Here is a 19,703-nt window from a genome sequence, read left to right on the forward strand (position 1 = left end):
GGCGGACACCAATCAAGATCGAAAAGACAACAGCTTCTTACCGTTGACTTGATTCCTGGCGGGCCGCTGCGACCTCCGGGCTGACAGCCTCCAGGCGCGGTGTGACGGCCTTGCGCTCCTGGGTGTGCGCGTAGGCCATCAGGCCGAACAGGACCGCGAGCAGCACGGCCGAGGAGCCCGCGGTGCCGAGGTTCAGTCCGCCCTTGGCGACCGGCTTGGTGAGGAAGTCGCCGGCGGTGGCGCCGAGGGGGCGGGTGAGGACGAAGGCGATCCAGAACAGGAGGACGTTCGGGACGGCGGGCGCCTTCATCAGGACGATCAGCACGACCAGCACGCTGGACACCAGCGCCGCACCGCCCAGGTAGCCGAGTCCGGAGCTGTCGGACAGGAAGTCACCCATGGAGGTACCGAGGGTGTTGGAGACGAGGATCGCCGCCCAGAACAGGGCCTCGCCCTTGAAGGTGACGATGTCGCGGATCTGGAACGTCATCCCGCTGATCCTCCAGGCGAGGAAGATCGCCAGGAGGATGGAGACGAGGATCGCGGCTCCCTCCGGGTAGCCGAGGCCGAGGCCTTGCGGGCCCCAGCCGAGCGAAGAGGCGCCGCCCGAGAGGTACTTGTCGCTGGCGTCGCGGTTCATGAAGTCAGACATCGTCGTGCCGGCCATGCTGGTCGACAGGATCACGGTCCAGTAGAAGAACGGGTTGTACCGCGAGGACCGCAGCTGCACGACCAGCGTCACCACGAAGATCAGGAACAGGGCGATCGTGGTGAGGAAATAGCCGATTTTGAGCGTCTGGGAGAACAGGTCGCCCGCCGTCTCGCCCAGGGTCGTCGCGGCGATCTTCATGATCCAGAACGCCAGCGTGACCTCGGGCAGCTTCTTCATCACAGACTTCGTCGACGTCAAAAGGGTGCTCCTGTGCTTGTGGGGGGTTGGATCTCCGTTCGACCCTGACAAGGTCAACCTGAAGGCATTCTGGACGTGCGTAGTCAAAGGATCTTGCGTCAGCGCGCCGCTGTGCTTCTCCTGTCAACCTCTGCATCGTCCGCACCTCGCGTAGCAGCCGCCGCTCCAGCTCGAAACACTCACGCCGGAAGCGGCGGAGGCCAAGGATCGTCAGGGCGCCGGAAGGCCTCCGGTTCTACGACTTACGGCGGTCGGGCTCGCCGCGTTCACGGCGGCGGGTGGCTGGCGCTCGCTCACGCAGACACTCCAGCGCGGCCGGGCTCTCTGGTCAGCACTGATAGTGCCGTGGCTCCACATGTTCCGGTGACGACAGATACGACACCACGTCACATACCGCCCTCTCAGGCCGACCAGACGGTAGTTGACGGCTTCACCTCACGGCGTACTCTCGTACAAACCCGCCGTCAACAAACCACCGCTAGGAGCGGCTCTCCAGGCGGTAGCCGTGTCCTCTCAGGGTGGTGATGCGGGGCAGACGACAGGGACGGCCGGTTGCTTCGGCGGCTGCAGCGAGGCGGTGGCGCAGGCTGGCCATGGTGACGTCGAGGGTTTTGGTGGAGCCGAACCAGTTCTCGTCCCAGACCTCGGCCATGAGGGCTTCCCGTGATACGGCTTCCCCGGCGTGCCGCCGAGGAGGACGAGGAGTTCGAACTCCTTGGGGCGCAATTGGACCTCTTCGCCGTGGAGGCTGCAGTGCCGCGCCGTGGTGTCGACCACGAGGTCACCGAGCCGGAGCAACTCCTGAGGGGCGGGGGTGATGGTGTGGCGGCGCGGGTGGGCGCGCAGCCGGGCCAGCAGGACGGTGAGGCTGAAGGGCTTGACGAGGTAGTCGTCGGCCCCGGCGTCCAGACCGGCAATCACGTCGATGTCGTCGGTGCGGGCGGTGAGGATGATGACGAGCAGGTCGGGGCAGCGGGTGCGCAGGGTGCGGGCCACGTCGAGGCCGTCCATGTCGGGCAGGCCGAGGTCCAGGAGGAGGGCGTCGTAGGGGGTGCGGGCGGCTTCGGCAGGCCGCTTGCGCCGGTGCGGCTCCACGTGGGCGCGTAGCCGTTGCTGTGCAGGCCGGTTTCCAGGTGGCGGCCGATGGTGTCGTCGTCCTCGATGACCAGGACGCGAATGCGGCTGCGGTCCGGTACGGCGGGGGTGCGCATGGTCGACAGCGTAGGAGGGCGCGCGGGGATCGGCTTGGTCAGCGGCGGTGGAGTGTTCACAGGTCACGCAGCTCCTCCACGGGCGGGCGCTTCGCGCGCCGGATGCCGTTCAGCGCGGCTGCCATGACGGCGATCAGTGCGGCGAGCGCGGTGAGCGCCAGGTAGGAGCCGGGGACCGACAGGCTTGCGGGGGGTGGGTCGAAGACGCCCGTCAGTACCTTGACCAGCATTTCGGACAGGGCCCAGCCGATGAGGGCGCCTCCGGCCAGGCCACCGACGGCCAGGAGGAGGGCTTCATCTCGAAGAGATCGCGGGGAAGCAGTGCGTCGGCCCGGCTGTGGAGGAAGCCGGCCCAGGTCGTGTTCTGTCGTTCGGGTGCGGGCGGGATGCCGTACTCGCGGAGGATCTCCAAGACGGTGGAGGCGGCGACCTTTATGCCGAGAGCCGCGAGTTCGCCGTGGATCCGGCGTTATCCCCATGAGGGATTCTCCGGGGCGAGGCGCAGGATGAGAATGCGGATCGAGTGGACGGTGGACGGGCGGCCGCGGCGCTTGGGCACGCAGGTTGCAGCATGGCGTCGCTTGAGAAGGTCACGGTGCCATCGCAGGATCGTGTCTGGACGTATCAGCAGCAGGAGGTGCCGCAGCTTGTCCATCGGGAGGTGGTGGAACAGGCCGGCTCGGTCGGCGGCGGGGAACGTGGGCTTGGCGACCTGGCGCTGCAGGACCAGCAGCTGGTGGCGCAGCACCAGGATCTCGATGTCCTTGTCGCGGTCGCTCATAGGCAGAAGGCGCAGGAGTGCCAGGGTGTTGGGCGCGGCGAGATAGGCCAAGCGCAGCAGCACGAAAGATTCATGATGGTGTACGCGCCTGTGCACGTGAGGAGACCGGGGTGGGCCGGGGCACGGCCGGAGCTCGGCGGTCAAGGCCGCGACCTGGGCGGATGATTTATCGGCACCCGCAGACCTCGCGGCCAGCGAGGGACGCGCTGGTGAGGTTGGTGGCCAGGAGCCGCTGCCAGTCCTCGTCGGTGAAGTCGAGGAGAGGAGCGCGGTGTTGGACGCCGGTGTTGTTCACGAGGATGTTGATTGGCTCGGCTTCGTCCTCGATCCGCGCGGCGCCCGCGGTGAGCCGCATGGACAACATTCTCGGCAGGCGCAGGCGCAGGCGCAGGCGCAGGCGCAGGCGCAGGCGCAGGCGCAGGGACAGGCGCAGGTGCGGTCCGGCCGATGCTCATGCGCAGGGCGGCTCGCACCTGTATGAAGCCGTCCGCTTTCGCTCATGGGGCCGCTGGTCGTCGGCGACGGGTGGTTCGGCACTCCGGCACAGCCGAGTCGATCACAACGTGCCGGCTCCGGGAATCAAAGGCGGTTGCTGGAGGCTGTGAACACATGTGAAGAAGATAGGTTTCCTCTCGTTCGGCCACTGGTCGCCGAGTGCACACTCCAAGACCCGGTCCGCCGCCGACTTCCTGCACCAGTCCATCGATCTGGCGGTCGCGGCCGAGGAGCTCGGCGTGGACGGTGCGTACTTCCGCGTGCACCACTTCGCGCAGCAGGCGGCCAGCCCGTTCCCGCTGCTGTCGGCCATCGGGGCCCGGACCTCGAAGATCGAGATCGGCACCGGCGTGATCGACATGCGTTATGAGAACCCGCTGTACATGGCCGAGGACGCCGGTGCTGCCGACATCATCTCCGGCGGCCGACTGCAGCTCGGCATCAGCCGCGGATCACCGGAACAGGTGATCGACGGCTGGCGTTACTTCGGTTACACCCCCGCCGAGGGGGAGACCGGCACGGACATGGCCCGCCGGCACACCGAGGCCTTCCTTGAGGTGCTTGAGGGCAGGGGCTTCGCGCAGCCGAACCCACGCCCGATGTTCCCCAACCCGCCGGGGCTGCTGCGCATCGAGCCGCACTCGGAGGGGCTGCGCGAGCGGATCTGGTGGGGCTCCGGGTCGAACGCGACGGCCGTCTGGGCCGCGAAGCTCGGGATGAACCTGCAGAGTTCCACGCTGAAGGACGATGAGACGGGAGAACCGTTGCATGTCCAGCAGCGCAAGCAGATCGAGGCGTACCGCGAGGCGTACGAGGAGGCAGGGCACGCGCGAGAGCCACGGGTGTCGGTCAGCCGTAGCATCTTCGCCCTGACCAACGACCTGGACCGGGCCTACTTCGGCCGCGACCGCAACTCGCGAGACCAGGTCGGCATGATCGACGACACGACCAGGGCGATCTTCGGACGCTCGTACGCCGCCGAGCCGGACGTGCTGGTGAAGCAGCTCCGGGAGGACGAGGCCATCGAGGCCGCGGACACCCTGCTGCTGACCATCCCGAACCAGCTCGGGGTCGACTACAACGTCCACGTGATGGAGAGCATCCTCACCCACGTGGGACCGGAGCTCGGCTGGCGCTGAGTATCGTCTCCCGGCCTGCGCCCGATGCGGGCCGGGCCGCCGCTGTCGTCGTCACGACCCGGCGCGGCAGGTCGAGGTCCTCGTCACCGTATCGGGGCCTGAGGAGTTGACGGCCTGGCTCATGGAGCACGCCGAGGCGTCGGCGGCACAGCGCGCCTCGTGGCCGCCAGACACATACCGGGCCCTCCTGGGCATGGACACCCGCGCCGCCCCTGGGTTCGATCGGAGACGTGCCATCGGCGAGGTGCGGTCTCTGCTCGCCGAGCGCGGCTGCACCGTCAGTCCCGGTGTGCGTCCAGGAGCCAGCGGGCGTAGGTGGTCACTTCGGGGTCGATGTCGCATGTCGTGACCTGCCCTTAGGCGCCGGTGAGGTTCTTGAGCAGGGCTGCGTTGTAGCCCGTTCCGGCATCCGGCACCGACCTCGAAGACGCTGTCACTTTCCCGGACCGCGAAGTGGACCAGCATGAAGTAAACGACGTCGAGCTGGGAGGCACAGCTCAGCGGGAGTGCGTCCTCGTCGGGGTTCTCCTTGATCGTCACGCTCCTGTTGGCGTATGCCTCATCGAGGGGCGCCTTGGGAAGGAAGGCATGGCGGGGTACGGCCCGCATGGCGTCTTCGACGCGTGCGTCGCGGAGGCCGTAGACATCCTCCTTCAGGATGGGGATTCGACCAGGCGGTTGCGCAGTGGGTCGGCGGTGGTGTCAGTGGTGGGGTTCATTGTGTCCTTCCCGAATGTGCCCCACCGCGCGTGGGGCAGGGGCTGATCGTGCTTGTTTTGTTCTGGTTCGAGGGTGTGTGCGCGCCGTTATCCCGCCAGGAGCAGGCAGCGGTCCCAGGGGACGGGCGTTGCTGCTTTGGCGGGGTCGGCGCGGCGGGCCAGGTGGACGCCGGCTGTGCCTTCCATGAGGCTTGCGCCGTCCGGCAGCCCGCGGTGGTCCAGGTGCTCGTTCAAACGGGCCCGCAGGCCGGGCAGGTGCGACGCGAGTTCGTCGTCCACGGCGTCGCCGGCGGACCGAGAGGCGGTCTGTATGAGCCCTGCCCAGCCGTGGCAGAGGGAGGGGGCGGCGAGCTGGGCGAGTCGTTGATCGTCGGCAAGGCATCCGGCCAGGGCCTGTTCCGCCAGGCGCTGCCGGTCGTGGTCGCCGAGGGCGAGGCCGGCGAGCTGCTGGGCACGTGCGATCAACCCGATGGCCGCCGCGCCCTGCGACATGGCATTGCACATCGGGATGACCTCGCGGCCGGCCCAGCCCCGAAAGGGCGACCGCGGCCGGCAGATCGCCCTGCGGTTGACCGGCCCGCCCGCGCCGTCGCCGCCGACGTTCAGCGCCACGCGCGGTTGCTCCGCGCCATCTGGGCTTCTTACCAGAGCGGTTTATGGTGCGTCGCCATGACTCGCACACGGCTCTACCGCAATGGCTCCCTGGTCCTGGAGGACTTTCCGCCCGGTGACATTTCGGAATACGTGAACGATCCGGATGTGGCGGTCTGGCTCGACCTGTGTGATCCGTGCTCCGACGATTTCGCCATGATCAGCGAGGAGTTCGGCCTGCATGAGCTCGCGGTGGAGGACGCACGTCACGAGCATCAGCGGCCAAAGCTTGATCGCTACCGCACCCATGCCTTCCTCAGTGCCTATGCCATCAGCGCGGATGAGACCAGTGGGCAGCTGACCGCAAGTGAATTGTCCGTTTTTATAACGCATACGGCGTTGATTACCATCCGCCCTGACCACAAGTTCGACATCGAGAAGGTCGTCGAACGCTGGGACAACAACAACGATCTCGCCAAGTACGGAGTGGGATTCCTGCTGCATGGACTGCTGGACCACATAGTCGACGGGCATTTCGCCGCTGTGCAGGACCTCGACGACCGTATCGAAGCAGTGGAGGATCTGCTCTTCGACGAGGGGCGCGAGCAGATGGACTCCGTCCAGCGGGACTCCTACGCGCTGCGCAAGAACCTCACCAAGCTGCGCCGCGTGGTATTGCCCATGCGGGAGGTCGTCAATAGCCTCCTCCGGCGCGACCTGCATATCGTTGCCGAGCCCTTGCTCCCCTATTACCAGAAACGTGTACGACCACGTCCTCAGGGCCACCGAGTGGACCGAGTCACTGCGGGACATGATCACGTCCATCATGGAGACCAATCTGACCGTTCAGGGCAATCGCATGAACCTGATCATGAAGAAGGTCACCAGCTGGGCGTCGATCGTGGCCGTGCCCACGGCGGTCACCGGTTTCTACGGACAGAATGTTCCGTATCGGGGTGTCAACACCCACGCCGGCTTCCTCACTTCCACCGGCGTCATGGTCATCGCGTCTGCGCTGCTCTACCGGGTCTTCAAGCGCAAAGACTGGATCTGACCTCTTGCCGCAGTGAAGGCCCTGTCCCCGAGTCGCGGACACCTGCCGGAACTGCGCTGGACCTTCGGCTACCCCCTGGTCCTCGGCGTCATCGCGACCGCCTGTTTCCTGCTCCACCGCAGCTTCAAACGCAACGGCTGGCTATGAGCGAGCAGACGCCTTCCGACAGCGGTCGGCGTATGGCATCGCGGTACGCGTGAGGGCCCGCGGGTACTCGGTCGGAGTGACTGGAGTCACTGGAGGTGTGACCTCCTTCCTGTCTCTGCCGGGCCGGATGCTGGGTCTGACCGCCCACTGCCCTGGCACCCGAGGTCGTCGAGACCATGACCCGTGCCGGGGCCGGCGGCGTCGAGGCGCTGGGCAGATCGGCCGTTCACACCGCCGTGACCGTGGGGCCGGCGGCGGTCAGGACGGTCGGCGGACTGACGGCTGGAGTGACCAGGGCAGGTCTGCGAGCTGCCGGAGGGACCACGCGCGTCGCGGTGTCGGCCGCACGGCAAGGGACCTCGACGGCCGCGGCGATATCCGGGCGGATGGTAAACGCGGGACGTACTTTGCTCGTGAACCGGTCGGTTTCCAGGCGCAAGCCATCGTGGACTGCTTCAAGCGGATGTGTTGGGCCGCCCCGTCTACGGCGAGGTGGACATGTGCGGGGAGCGGAGCACGAGCAGGGTGATCTCGCTGGGGGCGAAGACGCGGAACGGCGGGCCCCAGAAGCCGGTGCCGCGGCTGGTGTAGAGGAGGGTGCGGGGGCCGTGGTGGCTGAGGCCGGCGAGGGCGGGCTGGTCGATGCGGACGAGGTGGTGGAAGGGCCAGATCTGGCCGCCGTGGGTGTGGCCGGAGAGTTGGAGGTCGATGCCGGCGGCTGCCGCCTGGTCGACGAACTTGGGCTGGTGTGCCAGGAGAAGGACGGGCAGGTCGGGGTCGGCGCCGTTCAGGGCTCCGGCGAGGTGGGCGCGGTGGCCTGCCAGGCCGGAGGACTCGGCGGTGACGTCGTCCACGCCGGCGACCACGAGGGTGTCGCCTCCGCGTTCGAGCAGCAGATGGCGGTTGCGCAGCGGCTCCCAGCCCAGCTCGTCCATCAGGTCGACCCAGCCTTGGGCCTCGCTGTAGTACTCGTGGTTGCCGGTGACGTATACACGGGCCCGGGTGGCCCGCACGGTTCCGAGTGGTTCGGCCTGGGCGCGGCGGCGTTCGGCCGTGCCGTCCGCGATGTCGCCGGTGTGGCAGACCAGGTCGGCTTCCAGAGTGTTCACCGTCTCACACACCCGCGCCGACCAGCGGGCGCGATCGAGTGGGCCGTAGTGCGTGTCGGTGATCAGGACGACCCGGATGCCGTCCAACCCGGCACCCAGTCGAGGGAGTTGCACGTCGAGTCGGCGCACGCGCGGCACGCGGCGGGCCTCGGCGTACCCCCAGGCGAGCAGTACGGCGGTCACGCCGAGGACGGCCCAAGTTACGATGCGGGCCCGGTCCTGACTCTCCCCGACGCCGGCCACGGTCAGAGCGAGCCGCAACAGGACGCCGATCAGAACGGACCAGGTGAACAGGACCCAACTGGTGCCCAGCAGGGTGTCACCGACGATGGCCGCCCGGTCCTGCTGGCGCTGGCCGTGGCCGCGCAGCATCGCGAGCGGCATACATATGAGGCCGAGGGCGAACACGGCGGTGCCGACCAGCGTGACGGGCAGCGGCCAGTGCTGGCCGGTGTACAGGAGCACCCCGCAGGGCACGGCCCACAGCAGAACGGGGGCGATCAGCGGGATGTAGCGCATCAGGCGGTGCAGTCGGCTCTGCCGCGGCGCTTGCGCTTCCCCCTCGGCGGGCCGGGTGCTGCTGGTGTCGGTCACGCTTCCCCTCCCTGACCGGGCTTGCCGTCTCGCGCACTGTATCCGGTCGCCCTCGGGCCGGCCGGACCGGTGTTCATGGGCGCGGGCCTCGGGGCGAAGGGGGCGAGCGCGGTGGCGACGGCGGAGTACCTGAGCGCCGCGGACCATTCGGAAACGTCGTTCAACCGAACGGTCGAATGCCGGCGTACGTCCCGGCTGCAGACCTACGCCGGCGGCGGGGCGGCAGTGGTGCGGCGTGGGACCAGAGTGAGGGAGAGCTTGACCTGGACCGACGGCTTGCCGCGGTCCGCGATCCGCTCCGGCAGCAGCCGGGCGGCGTTCCTGCCGATCTCACCGCCCGCCTGGTCCACGCTGGTCAGAGAGATGGGGCCGAGCGCGGCGAAGGACGTGTTGTCGTATCCCGCCACCGAAAGGTCGCCGGGTACCGACAGCCCGGCCTCGGCCACCGCCTCCAGTACACCCATGGCGACGATGTCCGCTCCCGCGAACACCGCCGTGGGTAGGGTGCCCTGTTCGCGGGGTCGACGAGGTCGGTGCGCTGCCGTCCGCCCATCATGCTCCCGGCCTTTCACGAGGAGCTGTGCTGGGCGGGAGGTACGGTCACGCCGCGGCCTTGAGGGGGCGCGCCCGCCCCAGCGGACGCCTCTCTCGCATCGGACGCGGACGCGTTCCTTGCGCTCGGCGGCCAGGACGTCCCGGTGGCGGGCGTTGGCGTTGCGCCAGCGCAGGTAGGCGTGTAAGGCCCGGTCGCTGCAGTTCAACCCCGCCTGGCGGCCGACTCGTCGGTCTCGCACCTTCCGTGATGTGTCTCACCTTGAGCTCGCCCGGAGTCTTTTGCCCGGTCAGCGCAGTGAGCCCGGCGTGTGGCAGGAATGGTCAACAGCCCGTCATTGTGGACGGTCCTCCGCTGGGAACAGGCTGTCACCATGAGACAACGACGTGTTGTTATCGTGGTCTACCCCGGTGCCCAGACCCTGGACATCAGCGGACCGCTCGAAGTCTTCGACACGGTGAACCGACTGATGACCGAGCAGGCAAGCGCCTACCGTCTGCAGTGCGTTTCCCCTGATTTTCCGTCAGTGGCCACCTCTGCGGGCCTCGTCGTGCAGACCGACCCCCTGGACGCTGCGGAGGGGGCGATCGACACCCTCATCGTGCCCGGTGGACCGGGCCTCAAAGAGACTTTGACGGATACGTCCCTCGTCACGTGGATCAGGCGCGCCGCGGCACGGTCCCGACGCGTGGCCTCCGTGTGCGGCGGGGCCTTCCTGCTGGCGGAGGCCGGTCTCCTCGACGGACGACGGGCCACCACACACTGGGCCTTCGGGGAGCAGATGGCGCGTCGCTACCCCGAAGTGACGGTTGATCCCGAGCCGATCTACGTCCGGGACGGCCCCTACATCACCTCGGCGGGCGTCTCCACCGGTATCGACATGGCCCTGGCCCTGGTGGAGGACGACCTGGGAGCGGCGTGCGCCCTGGAGGCGGCGAAGTACCTGGTGCTGTACTTCAAACGGCCCGGTGGCCAGACGCAGTTCAGCATGGTCCTTGACACACAGCTGACCGATCAGGAGCCGATCCGGTCCCTACAGGACTGGATCCAGGAGAACCTCCATCGCACGCTGCCGGTGTCCGAACTCGCCGAACGCGCGAATATGAGTCCACGTCACTTCGCCCGTGTCTTCGCGCAGGCTGTGGGGATGACACCGGGTCAGTACGTGCGGCGATTACGTATCGCCCGGGCCCGTCAACTCCTGGAGGCGACCGATCTCTCGGTGCGCCAGATCTCGAGCCGCTGCGGATTCACCGCAATCGAGACGTTCCTGCGCGCATTCGCCGCCGTCGTCGGTCTCACCCCCGCACAGTATCGGCACCACTTCCAGTTGCGGACGCACTCCGGCCCGACCGTCGAGCCTGCATGGGCGGAACGGAGGTCGGCATGACCTGCCGGATGCGTCTCGTGGACTACGTCGCGGGCGAACTGGAGCGGATCGGCGTCCGGTATGTGTTCGGCGTGGGTGGAGCCAACATCGAGGACCTGTACGAAGCGGTGCACCGTGCCCCCGGCCGCATCCGCGGTGTCGTGGCCAAACACGAGTTCTCCGCGGTCACCATGGCGGACGGGTATGCCCGGACCACCGCGCGCCTCGGCGTCGTCGCAGCCACGTCAGGGGGCGGTGCGATGAACCTGGTTCCGGGACTGGCGGAGGCCCACGCCTCGCGCATTCCGGTACTGGCCCTGGTGGGACAGCCGCCCACCTTTCAGGAGGGCCGGGGCGCCTTCCAGGACTCCAGCGGCAAGGCGGGCTCCTTCGACGCCCTGGACGTCTTCGCGCCCGTCTCACGCTTCTGCGCCCGGGTGACCGAACCCGACGAGATCCCCGGGCTGCTGGCCCGCGCGATCACCGTGGCGCAGACCGAGCCCCGGGGCCCCGCAGTGCTGCTCCTGCCCAAGGACGCCCAGCAGGGACACCTCGAGGTCCCGGCGGTCACGGGATCCGCGGTACCCGCGAACACCGGAGCATCCGCGAGTGCCGCGCGAACCTCTGGAAAACGCACGGCGGCGCACACACCCCTCGCGGTGAGAGGAGCGGGCAGGGCGGCGCAGCGGGCAGTGGCGCCTCACGCGCTCGCCGGCCCGCAGCCGGATCCCGCCTGCCTGGGCGAGGCGGTCGGCGTGCTGGAGGAAGCCTCCCACGTCATGGTGATCGCCGGGGAAGGCGCGGCCGGGACGAGGGCGCGTGAGGAACTGGCCGGCCTGGTGCGGCACCTGGGCGCCTGCGTTGCTGTGTCCCCGGACGCCAAAGACGTCTACGACAACCGCAGTCCCCGCTTCGTGGGCGTGGCGGGGGTCATGGGCCATCCCGAGGTCGGGGACTGCTTGCGCCGCGCCGACGTCTGCCTGCTGGTGGGTACCCGCCTGCCCGTCCTGGCTCGGGGAGGACTGGAGTCGCTGCTCACCGGGATGCCCGTGGTCTGCGTCGATCCGGAGCCGCCCTTCGTTCCGGGAATCCCCCTGCGCGGGCCGGTGGCCGACACTCTGCGGACGCTTCAGCGCCGCCTGTCACCGCGGCCACCGGCCTGCGCAGCCCATCACCCGCCGTCCCTCCTGCGCCCTGCTCGGGATTCCGGTCCGACCCCCGGCTATACCTCGGTGATCGGCGCGATCGCCGAGGCGCTGCCACGGGACGCCCATGTCTTCGTGGACGCCGGCAACGTGGGGGCCGCCGCCATCCACGCTCTGCCGGCCCCCCGTGACGGACGCTTCGTCGTGGCGGTGGGCATGGGAGGCATGGGCTACACCTTCGGCGCCGGGACAGGCGCCGCGCTGGCCACGGGCCGACGGACGTACGTCGTGGCCGGTGACGGCGCGTTCTTCATGCACGGCATGGAGATGCACACCGCCATCGAGTACGGCGCGCCGGTCACCTTCGTCATCCTGAACAACAACGCGCACGCCATGTGCGTCACGCGCGAGGAGCTCTTCCAAGGCGGCGCCCGCCTCGAGAACGTCTTTCACCCCTCCCGCATAGCAGCCGGCGCGTCGGCGATGTTCCCCAGGCTGCGCGTCGCTGCGGCCGGCAACCCGGCACAGTTGCGAGCCGCGTTGCTGCACAGCAACGACTGCGGTGGACCGGCCCTGGTGGCCGTGGACCTCGACCACCGCGAGACACCACCGTTCCAGCCGTTCCTGACCGCCTTCGCAGCCGGTCCGGGAGCCACCGACGCGCCCGGACACCGGCCGATCCACGACGAGGAGAAAAACACCCATGACCGACCGATCCACGTTGGCTGACATCCCGGGCCTCGTCCGGGTGGAGAACACCAGCCCGGAGGAACTGGCCGCCCGCTGCCTGGAGATGACCTCGGACGTCTACCCGCACCAGCAGGTCTACGGCGAGTACTGCACCATCCAGGAGTACGTCGACTGCCCGCCGGAGGCGACGTACGACTATCTCAGCCGCGGCCACCACCTCGAGGAGTGGACGTGCAGCCTGCGGGGGTTCGAGCCCGCGGGCACACCGGGGCTGTGGTTGGGCCACGACCTGCTGGAGAAAGGCACACGGATCTACTGCCGGACCGAGGCCCACCCCGGCGCGATGACCGTCGACTACCACTGTGCCTGGGACCAGGGCGACGAGCTGTGGATGGTCTACCTGATGAGGGTGGTTCCGGCCGCCCTCGTCCTCGGCTGCTCCGGATCGGTGGTCACCTGGACCAACTGCCGCCACCCGTACTACCGCCGCAATCCTCACCCGGACCTGGCACCGCACCCCGACCGGCGCTGGGTGGGTGAGTACTGGGACCTGTTCTACGCCGGTCACACCCTCGAAATGCACAATCTCAAGGCGATTCTCGAGCACCGGCACCGCAACGGTCTTCCCGTCAGCACCTCCCCGGCCAAGCAGGTGACCCGATGACGTCAGTGAGTCTGACCGACGTCTCCACGTACCTGCCCGGCGATCCCGTACCCGCCGACTTCTTCACCGAGCACCCGGCGGCGGAGGACAAGCTGCGCCACAGCCCCATGTTCAAAGTCCCCCCGTCACGCCACCACGTGGCCCCCGGCGAGACCAACGCGGACATGATCGAGCGTGCCGTCCAGCCGCTGATCGAACGACACGGCCGCGCGGCGATCCGCCGCGTCGACGTCCTGCTCGTGCACAGCCAACTGCCGGACCAGCCCTTCGTGGGCGCCGGCACCGAAGTGGCGCGCCGGCTGGGTCTGGCGCCCCGGTGGCTGATCGATGTGGCCAACGCCGGCTGTGCCTCCTTCGTGCACATGCTCGACCTGGCTCGGCAGATCCTGCTCGACGGCGACGCCCGCACGGCCCTGATCTGCAACGCACAGAGCGCCGCGGGCCAGCTGTTCACGCAGTCGCAGGTGCGCGGTCTGTCCCAGGCCGCCATCCCGGGCGACGGCTGCGGAGTCGGCTATGTGACAACCTCCGCACACGCCCCTGTCCTCGGGATCGAGAGTCGGCACATCGCCGCCCATGCCGGCGACATGACCATGGTGCGCCACGACGGGCGCAAGTACTGGGAGGCCGGTGAATCCCAAGTCCACATCGGGTTCACCGAGAGCGGAGTCACCAACGTGCTTCAGCGGGGCAACCGCCTGGTGCCGCAGGTCGTACGAGACCTGTTCCGTCGCCTGGGAGGGAAGACCACCGACATCGACTCCCTCATCACCAACCAGCCCAACCGCACCTTCTTGCGCAACTGGCGTGACGCCCTGGGCCTGCCAGTCGAACGCCACCCCGATACCTTCGACCGGTGCGGCAACCTCTTCGGCGCCGCGATGCCCATCACACTCGACGACGCGATCCGCTCCCAGCGGATCCGGGAGGGCGACCTGGTGGTGCTGGCCGGATTCGCCCACGCCGGGGACTACGCGGGCGCCGCCGCGATCCGCTGGGGGCAGGGATGGTGACCGCGGTGTTCCCGTCCCCGCGCCTGCTGGGACTCAACGAAAGCCCTTACCCGCCGCTGCCGTCCGTGCGGAAGGCGATCCGGGCAACCGCCGACCGGGCCCACCGGTACCCACCGTTCCACCCCGACCGACTGGCCCGGCGGATCGCCGGCTGGTGCGGTGTGGACGGCGACGCCGTCGCGGTCGGCAGCGGTTCGGTGGGCGTGGCGCTCCAACTCCTCCAGGCCGTTGTCCGGCCGGGCGACCGCATGGTGTACGCCTGGCCCGGGTTTGACGCCTATCCGATGCTGGCCACCATGGCGGGCGCCGAGCCGGTTCCAGTGCCACTGCTGCCCGACGGGCGACAGAACCTGGCCGCCCTGGCCGGGGCGATCGACGCGACCACCAGCGTGGTGGTGGTCTGCAATCCGCACAACCCGACAGGCAGCCTCGTCACCGCGTCTGAACTCGCCGAGTTCCTCGCCCGCGTACCGGAGCGTGTCACCGTGCTGCTGGACGAGGCGTACATCGAGTTCGTGCGCCACCCCGCCGCTCCCGACAGCCTCCCCCTGCTGGCCGGCCGGCCGAACCTCCTGGTGCTGCGGACCTTCTCCAAGGCCTATGGACTGGCCGCGCTGCGGGTGGGCTACGGCCTGGGCGATCCCCCTCTGGTGGCACGCATACGGGAGCAGCAACTGCCCTACGGCATCAACGCCGTGGCCGCCGCCGCGGTCGAGGCCACGTTGGAGGCCGGCGAGGAGCTCACCGCACGCGTGGACGCCGTCATCTGCGAACGGGAACGCCTGCACCGCCGGCTCGCGAGGTACGGGCTGCCCGTCCTGTCCAGCCAGGCCAACTTCCTCTGGCTCGCCGCCGGGCCGGATACCGGCACCGAGCGGATGGTGCACGCGCTCAACACCGCGCGGATCCACATCCGTCACTGGGCCGCGGAGGGCATACGGCTGACGGTCGGCCGTCCGGAGGACGGGGATGCGGTGCTGTCCGTCCTGGCACCGGCGGGAAAGCGGCCCGGACCGGCGAGCGGGTGACCGCGCGTCGCCGTCGGCATGCGGATCAGCGTCGAGGCCCGTGAATTCGGCAGCGACATCGCGGAGTTCATCGCGGTCGGTCAGGTGCTCACCGGGACAGTGCCGGAGGCACTGCCGCCGGGTGCCGTCACCGTCGAGCGTGAACCGAGCACGGCCGACCGGCTCGCGGGGCGCGAGTGCCGCGTCGAGCGGATCGAGGTCTTCCTCGGCGAGCAGCGTCTCGTGCTCGACCTGGCGGGCACCCATCGCAAGGGCGAGGCGCGCAAGGAGGTCCGCGGCGTGGTGGTTTCGCGGCGCCCGGTGGCGCTCGACGAGTGGGTACGGGAGATCGCAGTTGCGGTCACGGCCCGGGCACAGTCCGACGCGCGGGCGCGGGCGGCGCTGGAGCGGCTTGTGCTCGGGGTGCAACGACGTCGCCTCCCCACCGACTCGTCCGCCAGTGGGGCAGCCTGGCACACGTTGAGGCAGTAGGCACCCTGCGGGTGGTGCCGGCACAGCCGGCTTGCGGCTGGGACCGTCGGCGAGGCGGACCTCTGTCCGTGCTCGTACGGGTTCCGGCCGAGCGGCGTGCGCACGGCGCGATCGCCGAGCCACGGCCTTGGTGGGCAGCCCTTGCGCTGCCCACCAAGGCTCGAGGGTGGCCGTGGGATCAGTCGCCCTCATCGGCGAGGGCCGCCAGTTGACGCTCAACGGCGCGCTGGTGCTCCACTGCCTCCTCGCGTGCCTTCCGCGGGCTCCAACGGCCGGCCATGACGAAGATGAACGGCAGGAAGAACACTTGTCCGGCCATACAGATCAGCCACCAGGTGCGCCACTGTTCCGGACCCTGGGCCGCGGCGCTCTTCACCTGGGATCCGTAGCGTTGCAGCAGCGCCAACTGCGGCTGGGCCTTGCGCACGGTGGCCAGATCGTCGGCCCCGACCTCTCGCACCGCCCGAGCCGCCAGTGCGGGCGGGACCGCGGTCGGAGGGTACGCCTCGAGTTCGGCGAAAAGCCGCGGGTGCGCGTCGATGACGGCCAGAGCGGGGGCGGCCTGGACGCTCGCGGCCTTCACCTGGGCACCATGCTCGACCAGTGGCGTGGCCGACGTGACCACGACCGGGACGAACGCCGTGGAGATCGCGACCACCGCCCGGATGATCCATCCCCACACGGCCAGACCGGTCGCCGTGGCGGCCGGGTTGTGTTTCTCGACGGTCTCGGTGAAGCTCGCCATCCAGGGGGCGTAGGTGACGCCGGTGAACACACCGATGGCGACGAACAGTGCGGCAAAGGTGTAGTAACCGGTGTCCTGCTCTGTGGCGTGCAGGGCGAAGAGCGTGGTGACCGCGATCGAACCGACGGCTCCGGCGGCCATGAACGGCTTGCGCACCTTCAGCTTGTCGGAGACCAGCCCGGCCGCCACCAGCGCGACGGCGTTGGCCGCCCAGTACCAGTTGGCCAGCCCGTTGGTGCGCTGCTCGCTGTAGCCGAAGGTCGCGGCGAAATAGACGACGAAGTTTCCCACAGCGCCGAAGTAGAGCAGGAGGAAGAGGCTGACAGCGGTGGCCGAGCCGACGACGTCCAGCCGCAGCATCTGCCGCCAGTGGCCCTCCGCCGCCGTCCTCGGATTCAGGCCCTTGGCCCGCGCTTCGACCAGCGCACGGTCGCGGAGGCTGACCATGATCTGATCACGCAGCCCGGGCGACAGCTCGCGCAGCCCCACCAGCGCCAGAACGAAGACGGCAAGCCCGGCCCAGCCGGAGTAGCGCAGCTCGTCCTGCCAGCCGGCGAAGGACAGGGTGCTGCTGGTGACGACGGTGACGACCAGGCTCCCGATGACCGGGCCCATGGTCCAGTAGCCCATTGCGGTGGCTCGGCCGAGTTGTGGGGAGAAGTCCCGGATCAGTGCCGGAGTGGCCACGAGCACGATGCCCTCGATGAAGCTGAGGCAGGCGAAGAGCACCAGGTAGGTGCCCTTGTCCGGGGCGTTGGGCAGGGCGAGGAGGCTGAGCAGGGCGGCGATGAGAAGACCGTAGACCACCATGTTGGCCCGGCCCCAGCGGTCGGCGAGGCCCGCCACGAGCGAGGCGAACGCGCCGACCGCGTTGCCGATGACGGATACCCATACGAAATAGCTGTAGGTCATGTGGAAGTGCGTGATGATCGACGTGGCGACCGCGTACTGCACGTAGAGGGCGTAGTACAGGACCACGGTGGTCAACACCACGATCGCCAGGTACGCCAGGCGGCGTGAGGTGACGGGGTAGTGGTTCAACTCCCGACGCCACAGCCGGGCGGCGCGGCCGGCTGTTACCGGCGTGCCGGTGTCGGTCGGTCCAAGTTGCGTGTCGTCGGGCGAAGCAGGCATGGCAGTCATGCGGCGGCTCCTGGGTCGGGCCCGAGGGCCCGGTGCGGTGGGTGCGGGCAGTGCACGTCGTGCGGCGCGGCGAGGCGCGAGCGCTGTTCGGCCTGGTGGGCCGAATCCCGGGTCGCTGTGTTCGGGGAAGGTGTGCGCAGAGGCTAGTACCGACCAGTCGGTACGGCCTAGAGGTGTGTACGGCGATGCCGAAACGTGACCTTGTACCCGGAGGGCGGGGGATCCGGTCACGCCGGGACCTCTGAGGGGGTCGATGAATCACCCGGCCTGTTTCAGGCCGCATGTTCGTACTCGTGGAGGGGCCCACCGAGCCCATCTGGTCGGCGGATCTCCAGGCGCCTTATCTGTCCTGCCTCGGTGGTTGGTCGGGCCAGGTGAAGCCGAGTCGTTTGGATTCACGGCTCGGTGCGGCCGGTGCTCGTTGTCGTACAGGGCATCGAGCAGAGGGCGCTCGTCCCATGGGAGGGTGCGCTCCAGCAGGACGTGCACGGGAGGCGCGGTTCTGCGCGGCGCTCGTGCCCGCCGGAGCGCGGGTGCTGGATGCCGGGTGCGGTACCGGACGGGTCGTGATCCGGCTCGTGGAGCTCGCGTACGACTGTATCGGGGTTGATCTTGATGCGTCGATGCCGGCAGTGGCACGGCGGCCGGCGCCCGAACTGCCGTGGTCCCAGGCCGATCCCGTCGGGTTCGAGCCGAGCCTGATCGGCATCGCGCGGATTTCGATCTCGTGGTCGCTGCGGGCGACGTGCTCCCGCTGCTCGACCTGGGGACAGCCATGTTGTTCCTTGTGCGGCTGGGGCGTTGTCGGCGTAACGCGCAGATCCTCTCCAGGACAACTGCCGGTGCGTCCGGTGCCCGGTCTGTCGTGGCTTGGTTCATCCCCGTGCTCAACTGGTGGTTCCCGCGCCAGGTCGTGCTGGACATCGAGCGCGCGAGTGCCGGGGTGTCGGGAAAGTCGGTGCTGGCGATCCGGGTCGTCAAACACCTCACCGGCTACAGGGTGCTGCGCTCCGGGGCGTGATCTGGCGGTTCAAGACCGGCGGCAGTGGCGGGAGATGCCGCAGGAGTTCGGCGCCTGGCCCACTGTGCACAACCGTTTCCGGCAGTGGCGTAACGCGGGTATTTTCGAGGCCCTGCTTGAGGGACTGATCGCAGAAGCCGCGAAGCGGGGCGAGGTGGACCTGTCCCTGGTCAGCATCGACTCCACCACCGCGCGCGCTCACCACGACGCCGCTGGCATGCACCTGGATCAGGACGTCCTCACCGCCCTGGGGAAGGCCGCGGCCGGGGAAGAGAAGGCCAGATCAAAGGGGGTGGCTCCGAAGAACAAACCGGGCAGGAAGTCGAAGCAGATCCCGAACGGGAAGAGCGACGACGCATCCGGCGCCGACACAGAGTCCGCCTGAAGGCCGCCCTCCTGGGACGTTCCAGGGGCGGGCAGACCAGCAAGGTCCACCTCGCCGCCGACCGCAAGTGCCGCCCGCTGGCGCTCGTCCCGACCGCGGGCCAGGCGGCGGACAGTCCGCAGTTCGTCCCCGTCCTGGAAGAAGGTGGGGGTGCGCGGACCTGCCGGCCGCCCCCGCACCCGGCCGGACGCGCCTGGCGGTCAAGGGCCTCGCCCGCACCAACCTGGCCAAGTCCGTCCACGACGCCGGATGGTCGGCGTTCGTGGCGATGCTGGAGTACAAGGCCGCCAAGTTCGGCCGCATCTTCCACCGCATCGGCCGGTTCGAGCCGACCTCTCAGGTCTGCTCGGCCTGCGGCGTCAAGGACGGCCCCGAGCCCCTCCACATCCGCGTCTGGACGTGCGGGGCCTGCGGGACCGTCCTGGACCGAGACATCAACGCGGCAGTCAACGTCGCCAAGGCCGCCGGACTGGCGGTATCAGCCTGTGGAGCGCAAGTAAGACCGGTGCCCGTACCGGCGCAGCGCGTTGAAGCAGGAACCCACCGAGACGGTCAGCCGACCGTGGCAGGAATCCCCGGACTTTAGGCCGGGGAGCGGAAGTCAATGTGTCATGCTGTCTTACCTGGTCAGCGTCACGCTGCTGTGTGCTTGCTCCTCCTCGTGATGCCCCATGCCGGACGGTCCGCTCACGCATCGCGCACGCATCACAGGCCCCCGGTCAGGGG

18 protein-coding genes and 7 pseudogenes are annotated in these 19,703 nt (G+C 68.9%); 14 read left to right on the plus strand and 11 right to left on the minus strand.

Annotated features, from left to right (window positions below):
• Positions 1-37 precede the first annotated feature (37 nt).
• The 5 genes and pseudogenes from ACZ7L1_RS35290 to ACZ7L1_RS35310 all read right to left on the minus strand — a co-directional run bounded on the left by ACZ7L1_RS35290 (position 38) and on the right by ACZ7L1_RS35310 (position 3,257).
• The gene (locus tag ACZ7L1_RS35290) at positions 38-910 is read right to left on the minus strand and encodes a COG4705 family protein (RefSeq protein WP_471443278.1); all 873 of its coding nucleotides are present in this window, start codon (positions 908-910) and stop codon (positions 38-40) included.
• Positions 911-1,388: 478 nt separating this feature from the next.
• A pseudogene (locus ACZ7L1_RS35295) lies at positions 1,389-2,121 on the minus strand (response regulator transcription factor).
• A 56-nt stretch (positions 2,122-2,177) separates the two neighbouring features.
• Positions 2,178-2,477: an FtsX-like permease family protein gene (locus ACZ7L1_RS35300; RefSeq protein WP_471443324.1), complete on the minus strand. Its 300-nt coding sequence runs from the start codon at positions 2,475-2,477 to the stop codon at positions 2,178-2,180.
• Positions 2,414-2,965, minus strand: a pseudogene (locus ACZ7L1_RS35305) (helix-turn-helix domain-containing protein); the annotation flags it as partial. The gene ACZ7L1_RS35300 and the pseudogene ACZ7L1_RS35305, both read right to left, overlap by 64 nt.
• 103 nt (positions 2,966-3,068) lie before the next feature.
• The gene (locus tag ACZ7L1_RS35310) at positions 3,069-3,257 is read right to left on the minus strand and encodes an SDR family NAD(P)-dependent oxidoreductase (RefSeq protein ID WP_471443280.1); all 189 of its coding nucleotides are present in this window, start codon (positions 3,255-3,257) and stop codon (positions 3,069-3,071) included.
• A 256-nt stretch (positions 3,258-3,513) separates the two neighbouring features.
• Here ACZ7L1_RS35310 and ACZ7L1_RS35315 point away from each other — a divergent pair, with 256 nt between their 5' ends.
• On the plus strand, positions 3,514-4,536 hold the full coding sequence (locus tag ACZ7L1_RS35315; RefSeq protein WP_471443282.1) for an LLM class flavin-dependent oxidoreductase: 1,023 nt from the start codon (positions 3,514-3,516) through the stop codon (positions 4,534-4,536).
• 51 nt (positions 4,537-4,587) lie between these two features.
• On the opposite strand, the gene ACZ7L1_RS35320 is transcribed toward ACZ7L1_RS35315, so the two are convergent.
• Together ACZ7L1_RS35320 and ACZ7L1_RS35325 are read right to left on the minus strand one after the other, a co-directional pair.
• Positions 4,588-5,145, minus strand: coding sequence for a hypothetical protein (locus ACZ7L1_RS35320; RefSeq protein WP_471443283.1), 558 nt, complete (start codon positions 5,143-5,145; stop codon positions 4,588-4,590).
• 197 nt (positions 5,146-5,342) lie between these two features.
• Positions 5,343-5,867 carry a lanthionine synthetase LanC family protein gene (locus ACZ7L1_RS35325; RefSeq protein ID WP_471443285.1) on the minus strand — a complete coding sequence of 175 codons (525 nt, stop codon included), beginning with the start codon at positions 5,865-5,867 and terminating at the stop codon, positions 5,343-5,345.
• A 195-nt stretch (positions 5,868-6,062) separates the two neighbouring features.
• Here ACZ7L1_RS35325 and ACZ7L1_RS35330 point away from each other — a divergent pair.
• The 3 genes and pseudogenes from ACZ7L1_RS35330 to ACZ7L1_RS35340 all read left to right on the plus strand — a co-directional run.
• Positions 6,063-6,524: pseudogene (locus tag ACZ7L1_RS35330) on the plus strand (CorA family divalent cation transporter); the annotation flags it as partial.
• A gap of 82 nt (positions 6,525-6,606) precedes the next feature.
• Complete coding sequence (locus tag ACZ7L1_RS35335) at positions 6,607-6,900, plus strand: CorA family divalent cation transporter (protein ID WP_471443287.1); 294 nt, start codon at positions 6,607-6,609, stop codon at positions 6,898-6,900.
• A gap of 12 nt (positions 6,901-6,912) precedes the next feature.
• Entirely contained in the window at positions 6,913-7,047 is a 135-nt protein-coding gene (locus ACZ7L1_RS35340) for a hypothetical protein (RefSeq protein WP_471443332.1), read from the plus strand.
• A gap of 482 nt (positions 7,048-7,529) precedes the next feature.
• Here ACZ7L1_RS35340 and ACZ7L1_RS35345 read toward each other — a convergent pair whose 3' ends face one another.
• From ACZ7L1_RS35345 to ACZ7L1_RS35355, 3 genes and pseudogenes are all read right to left on the minus strand, one after another.
• Positions 7,530-8,750, minus strand: coding sequence for a metallophosphoesterase (locus tag ACZ7L1_RS35345; protein ID WP_471443289.1), 1,221 nt, complete (start codon positions 8,748-8,750; stop codon positions 7,530-7,532).
• A gap of 203 nt (positions 8,751-8,953) precedes the next feature.
• Entirely contained in the window at positions 8,954-9,322 is a 369-nt protein-coding gene (locus ACZ7L1_RS35350) for a substrate-binding domain-containing protein (protein ID WP_471443326.1), read from the minus strand.
• 51 nt (positions 9,323-9,373) lie between these two features.
• A pseudogene (locus tag ACZ7L1_RS35355) lies at positions 9,374-9,496 on the minus strand (IS630 family transposase); the annotation flags it as partial.
• Between the two features lie 180 nt (positions 9,497-9,676).
• On the opposite strand from ACZ7L1_RS35355, the gene ACZ7L1_RS35360 reads away from it, so the two are divergent.
• From ACZ7L1_RS35360 to ACZ7L1_RS35385, 6 genes are read left to right on the plus strand one after another with little or no spacing between them, the layout of a single operon-like run.
• Positions 9,677-10,693, plus strand: coding sequence for a GlxA family transcriptional regulator (locus tag ACZ7L1_RS35360; RefSeq protein WP_471443290.1), 1,017 nt, complete (start codon positions 9,677-9,679; stop codon positions 10,691-10,693).
• Positions 10,690-12,546, plus strand: coding sequence for a thiamine pyrophosphate-binding protein (locus ACZ7L1_RS35365; protein ID WP_471443292.1), 1,857 nt, complete (start codon positions 10,690-10,692; stop codon positions 12,544-12,546). Before ACZ7L1_RS35360 ends, ACZ7L1_RS35365 begins: the two co-directional genes overlap by 4 nt.
• Positions 12,521-13,171, plus strand: a complete 651-nt coding sequence (locus ACZ7L1_RS35370) for an SRPBCC family protein (protein WP_471443294.1) — start codon at positions 12,521-12,523, stop codon at positions 13,169-13,171. The genes ACZ7L1_RS35365 and ACZ7L1_RS35370 overlap by 26 nt, the downstream gene beginning before the upstream one ends.
• Positions 13,168-14,184: a 3-oxoacyl-ACP synthase III family protein gene (locus ACZ7L1_RS35375; protein WP_471443296.1), complete on the plus strand. Its 1,017-nt coding sequence runs from the start codon at positions 13,168-13,170 to the stop codon at positions 14,182-14,184. The genes ACZ7L1_RS35370 and ACZ7L1_RS35375 overlap by 4 nt, the downstream gene beginning before the upstream one ends.
• Positions 14,178-15,212: an aminotransferase class I/II-fold pyridoxal phosphate-dependent enzyme gene (locus tag ACZ7L1_RS35380; RefSeq protein WP_471443297.1), complete on the plus strand. Its 1,035-nt coding sequence runs from the start codon at positions 14,178-14,180 to the stop codon at positions 15,210-15,212. Before ACZ7L1_RS35375 ends, ACZ7L1_RS35380 begins: the two co-directional genes overlap by 7 nt.
• 18 nt (positions 15,213-15,230) lie before the next feature.
• Positions 15,231-15,683: a hypothetical protein gene (locus ACZ7L1_RS35385; protein WP_471443299.1), complete on the plus strand. Its 453-nt coding sequence runs from the start codon at positions 15,231-15,233 to the stop codon at positions 15,681-15,683.
• A 178-nt stretch (positions 15,684-15,861) separates the two neighbouring features.
• Here the strand turns inward: ACZ7L1_RS35385 and ACZ7L1_RS35390 are convergent, their stop codons facing one another.
• A complete protein-coding gene (locus ACZ7L1_RS35390) occupies positions 15,862-17,571 on the minus strand; it encodes an MFS transporter (RefSeq protein ID WP_471443301.1) in 1,710 nt (569 codons plus the stop codon).
• Positions 17,572-18,029: 458 nt separating this feature from the next.
• Between ACZ7L1_RS35390 and ACZ7L1_RS35395 the strand changes: the two are divergent.
• The 4 genes and pseudogenes from ACZ7L1_RS35395 to ACZ7L1_RS35410 form a co-directional block, all read left to right on the plus strand.
• Positions 18,030-18,185: pseudogene (locus ACZ7L1_RS35395) on the plus strand (hypothetical protein); the annotation flags it as partial.
• A gap of 131 nt (positions 18,186-18,316) precedes the next feature.
• Positions 18,317-18,592 carry a DUF4328 domain-containing protein gene (locus ACZ7L1_RS35400; RefSeq protein WP_471443328.1) on the plus strand — a complete coding sequence of 92 codons (276 nt, stop codon included), beginning with the start codon at positions 18,317-18,319 and terminating at the stop codon, positions 18,590-18,592.
• Positions 18,556-19,169, plus strand: a pseudogene (locus ACZ7L1_RS35405) (transposase); the annotation flags it as partial. The gene ACZ7L1_RS35400 and the pseudogene ACZ7L1_RS35405, both read left to right, overlap by 37 nt.
• 1 nt (position 19,170) lies before the next feature.
• A pseudogene (locus ACZ7L1_RS35410) lies at positions 19,171-19,563 on the plus strand (zinc ribbon domain-containing protein); the annotation flags it as partial.
• Positions 19,564-19,703 lie beyond the last annotated feature (140 nt).

The sequence above is a fragment of the Streptomyces sp. NPDC107546 genome, assembly GCF_055639175.1.

Excerpts from the sequence above, each read along its gene's own strand:
- ACZ7L1_RS35390 (WP_471443301.1), bottom strand. The coding sequence starts at position 17,571 with ATGACTGCCATGCCTGCTTCGCCCGACGACACGCAACTTGGACCGACC.
- ACZ7L1_RS35385 (WP_471443299.1), top strand. The coding sequence starts at position 15,231 with ATGCGGATCAGCGTCGAGGCCCGTGAATTCGGCAGCGACATCGCGGAG.
- ACZ7L1_RS35365 (WP_471443292.1), top strand. The coding sequence starts at position 10,690 with ATGACCTGCCGGATGCGTCTCGTGGACTACGTCGCGGGCGAACTGGAG.
- ACZ7L1_RS35370 (WP_471443294.1), top strand. The coding sequence starts at position 12,521 with ATGACCGACCGATCCACGTTGGCTGACATCCCGGGCCTCGTCCGGGTG.
- ACZ7L1_RS35380 (WP_471443297.1), top strand. The coding sequence starts at position 14,178 with ATGGTGACCGCGGTGTTCCCGTCCCCGCGCCTGCTGGGACTCAACGAA.
- ACZ7L1_RS35310 (WP_471443280.1), bottom strand. The coding sequence starts at position 3,257 with ATGCGGCTCACCGCGGGCGCCGCGCGGATCGAGGACGAAGCCGAGCCA.
- ACZ7L1_RS35375 (WP_471443296.1), top strand. The coding sequence starts at position 13,168 with ATGACGTCAGTGAGTCTGACCGACGTCTCCACGTACCTGCCCGGCGAT.
- ACZ7L1_RS35360 (WP_471443290.1), top strand. The coding sequence starts at position 9,677 with ATGAGACAACGACGTGTTGTTATCGTGGTCTACCCCGGTGCCCAGACC.
- ACZ7L1_RS35320 (WP_471443283.1), bottom strand. The coding sequence starts at position 5,145 with ATGCGGGCCGTACCCCGCCATGCCTTCCTTCCCAAGGCGCCCCTCGAT.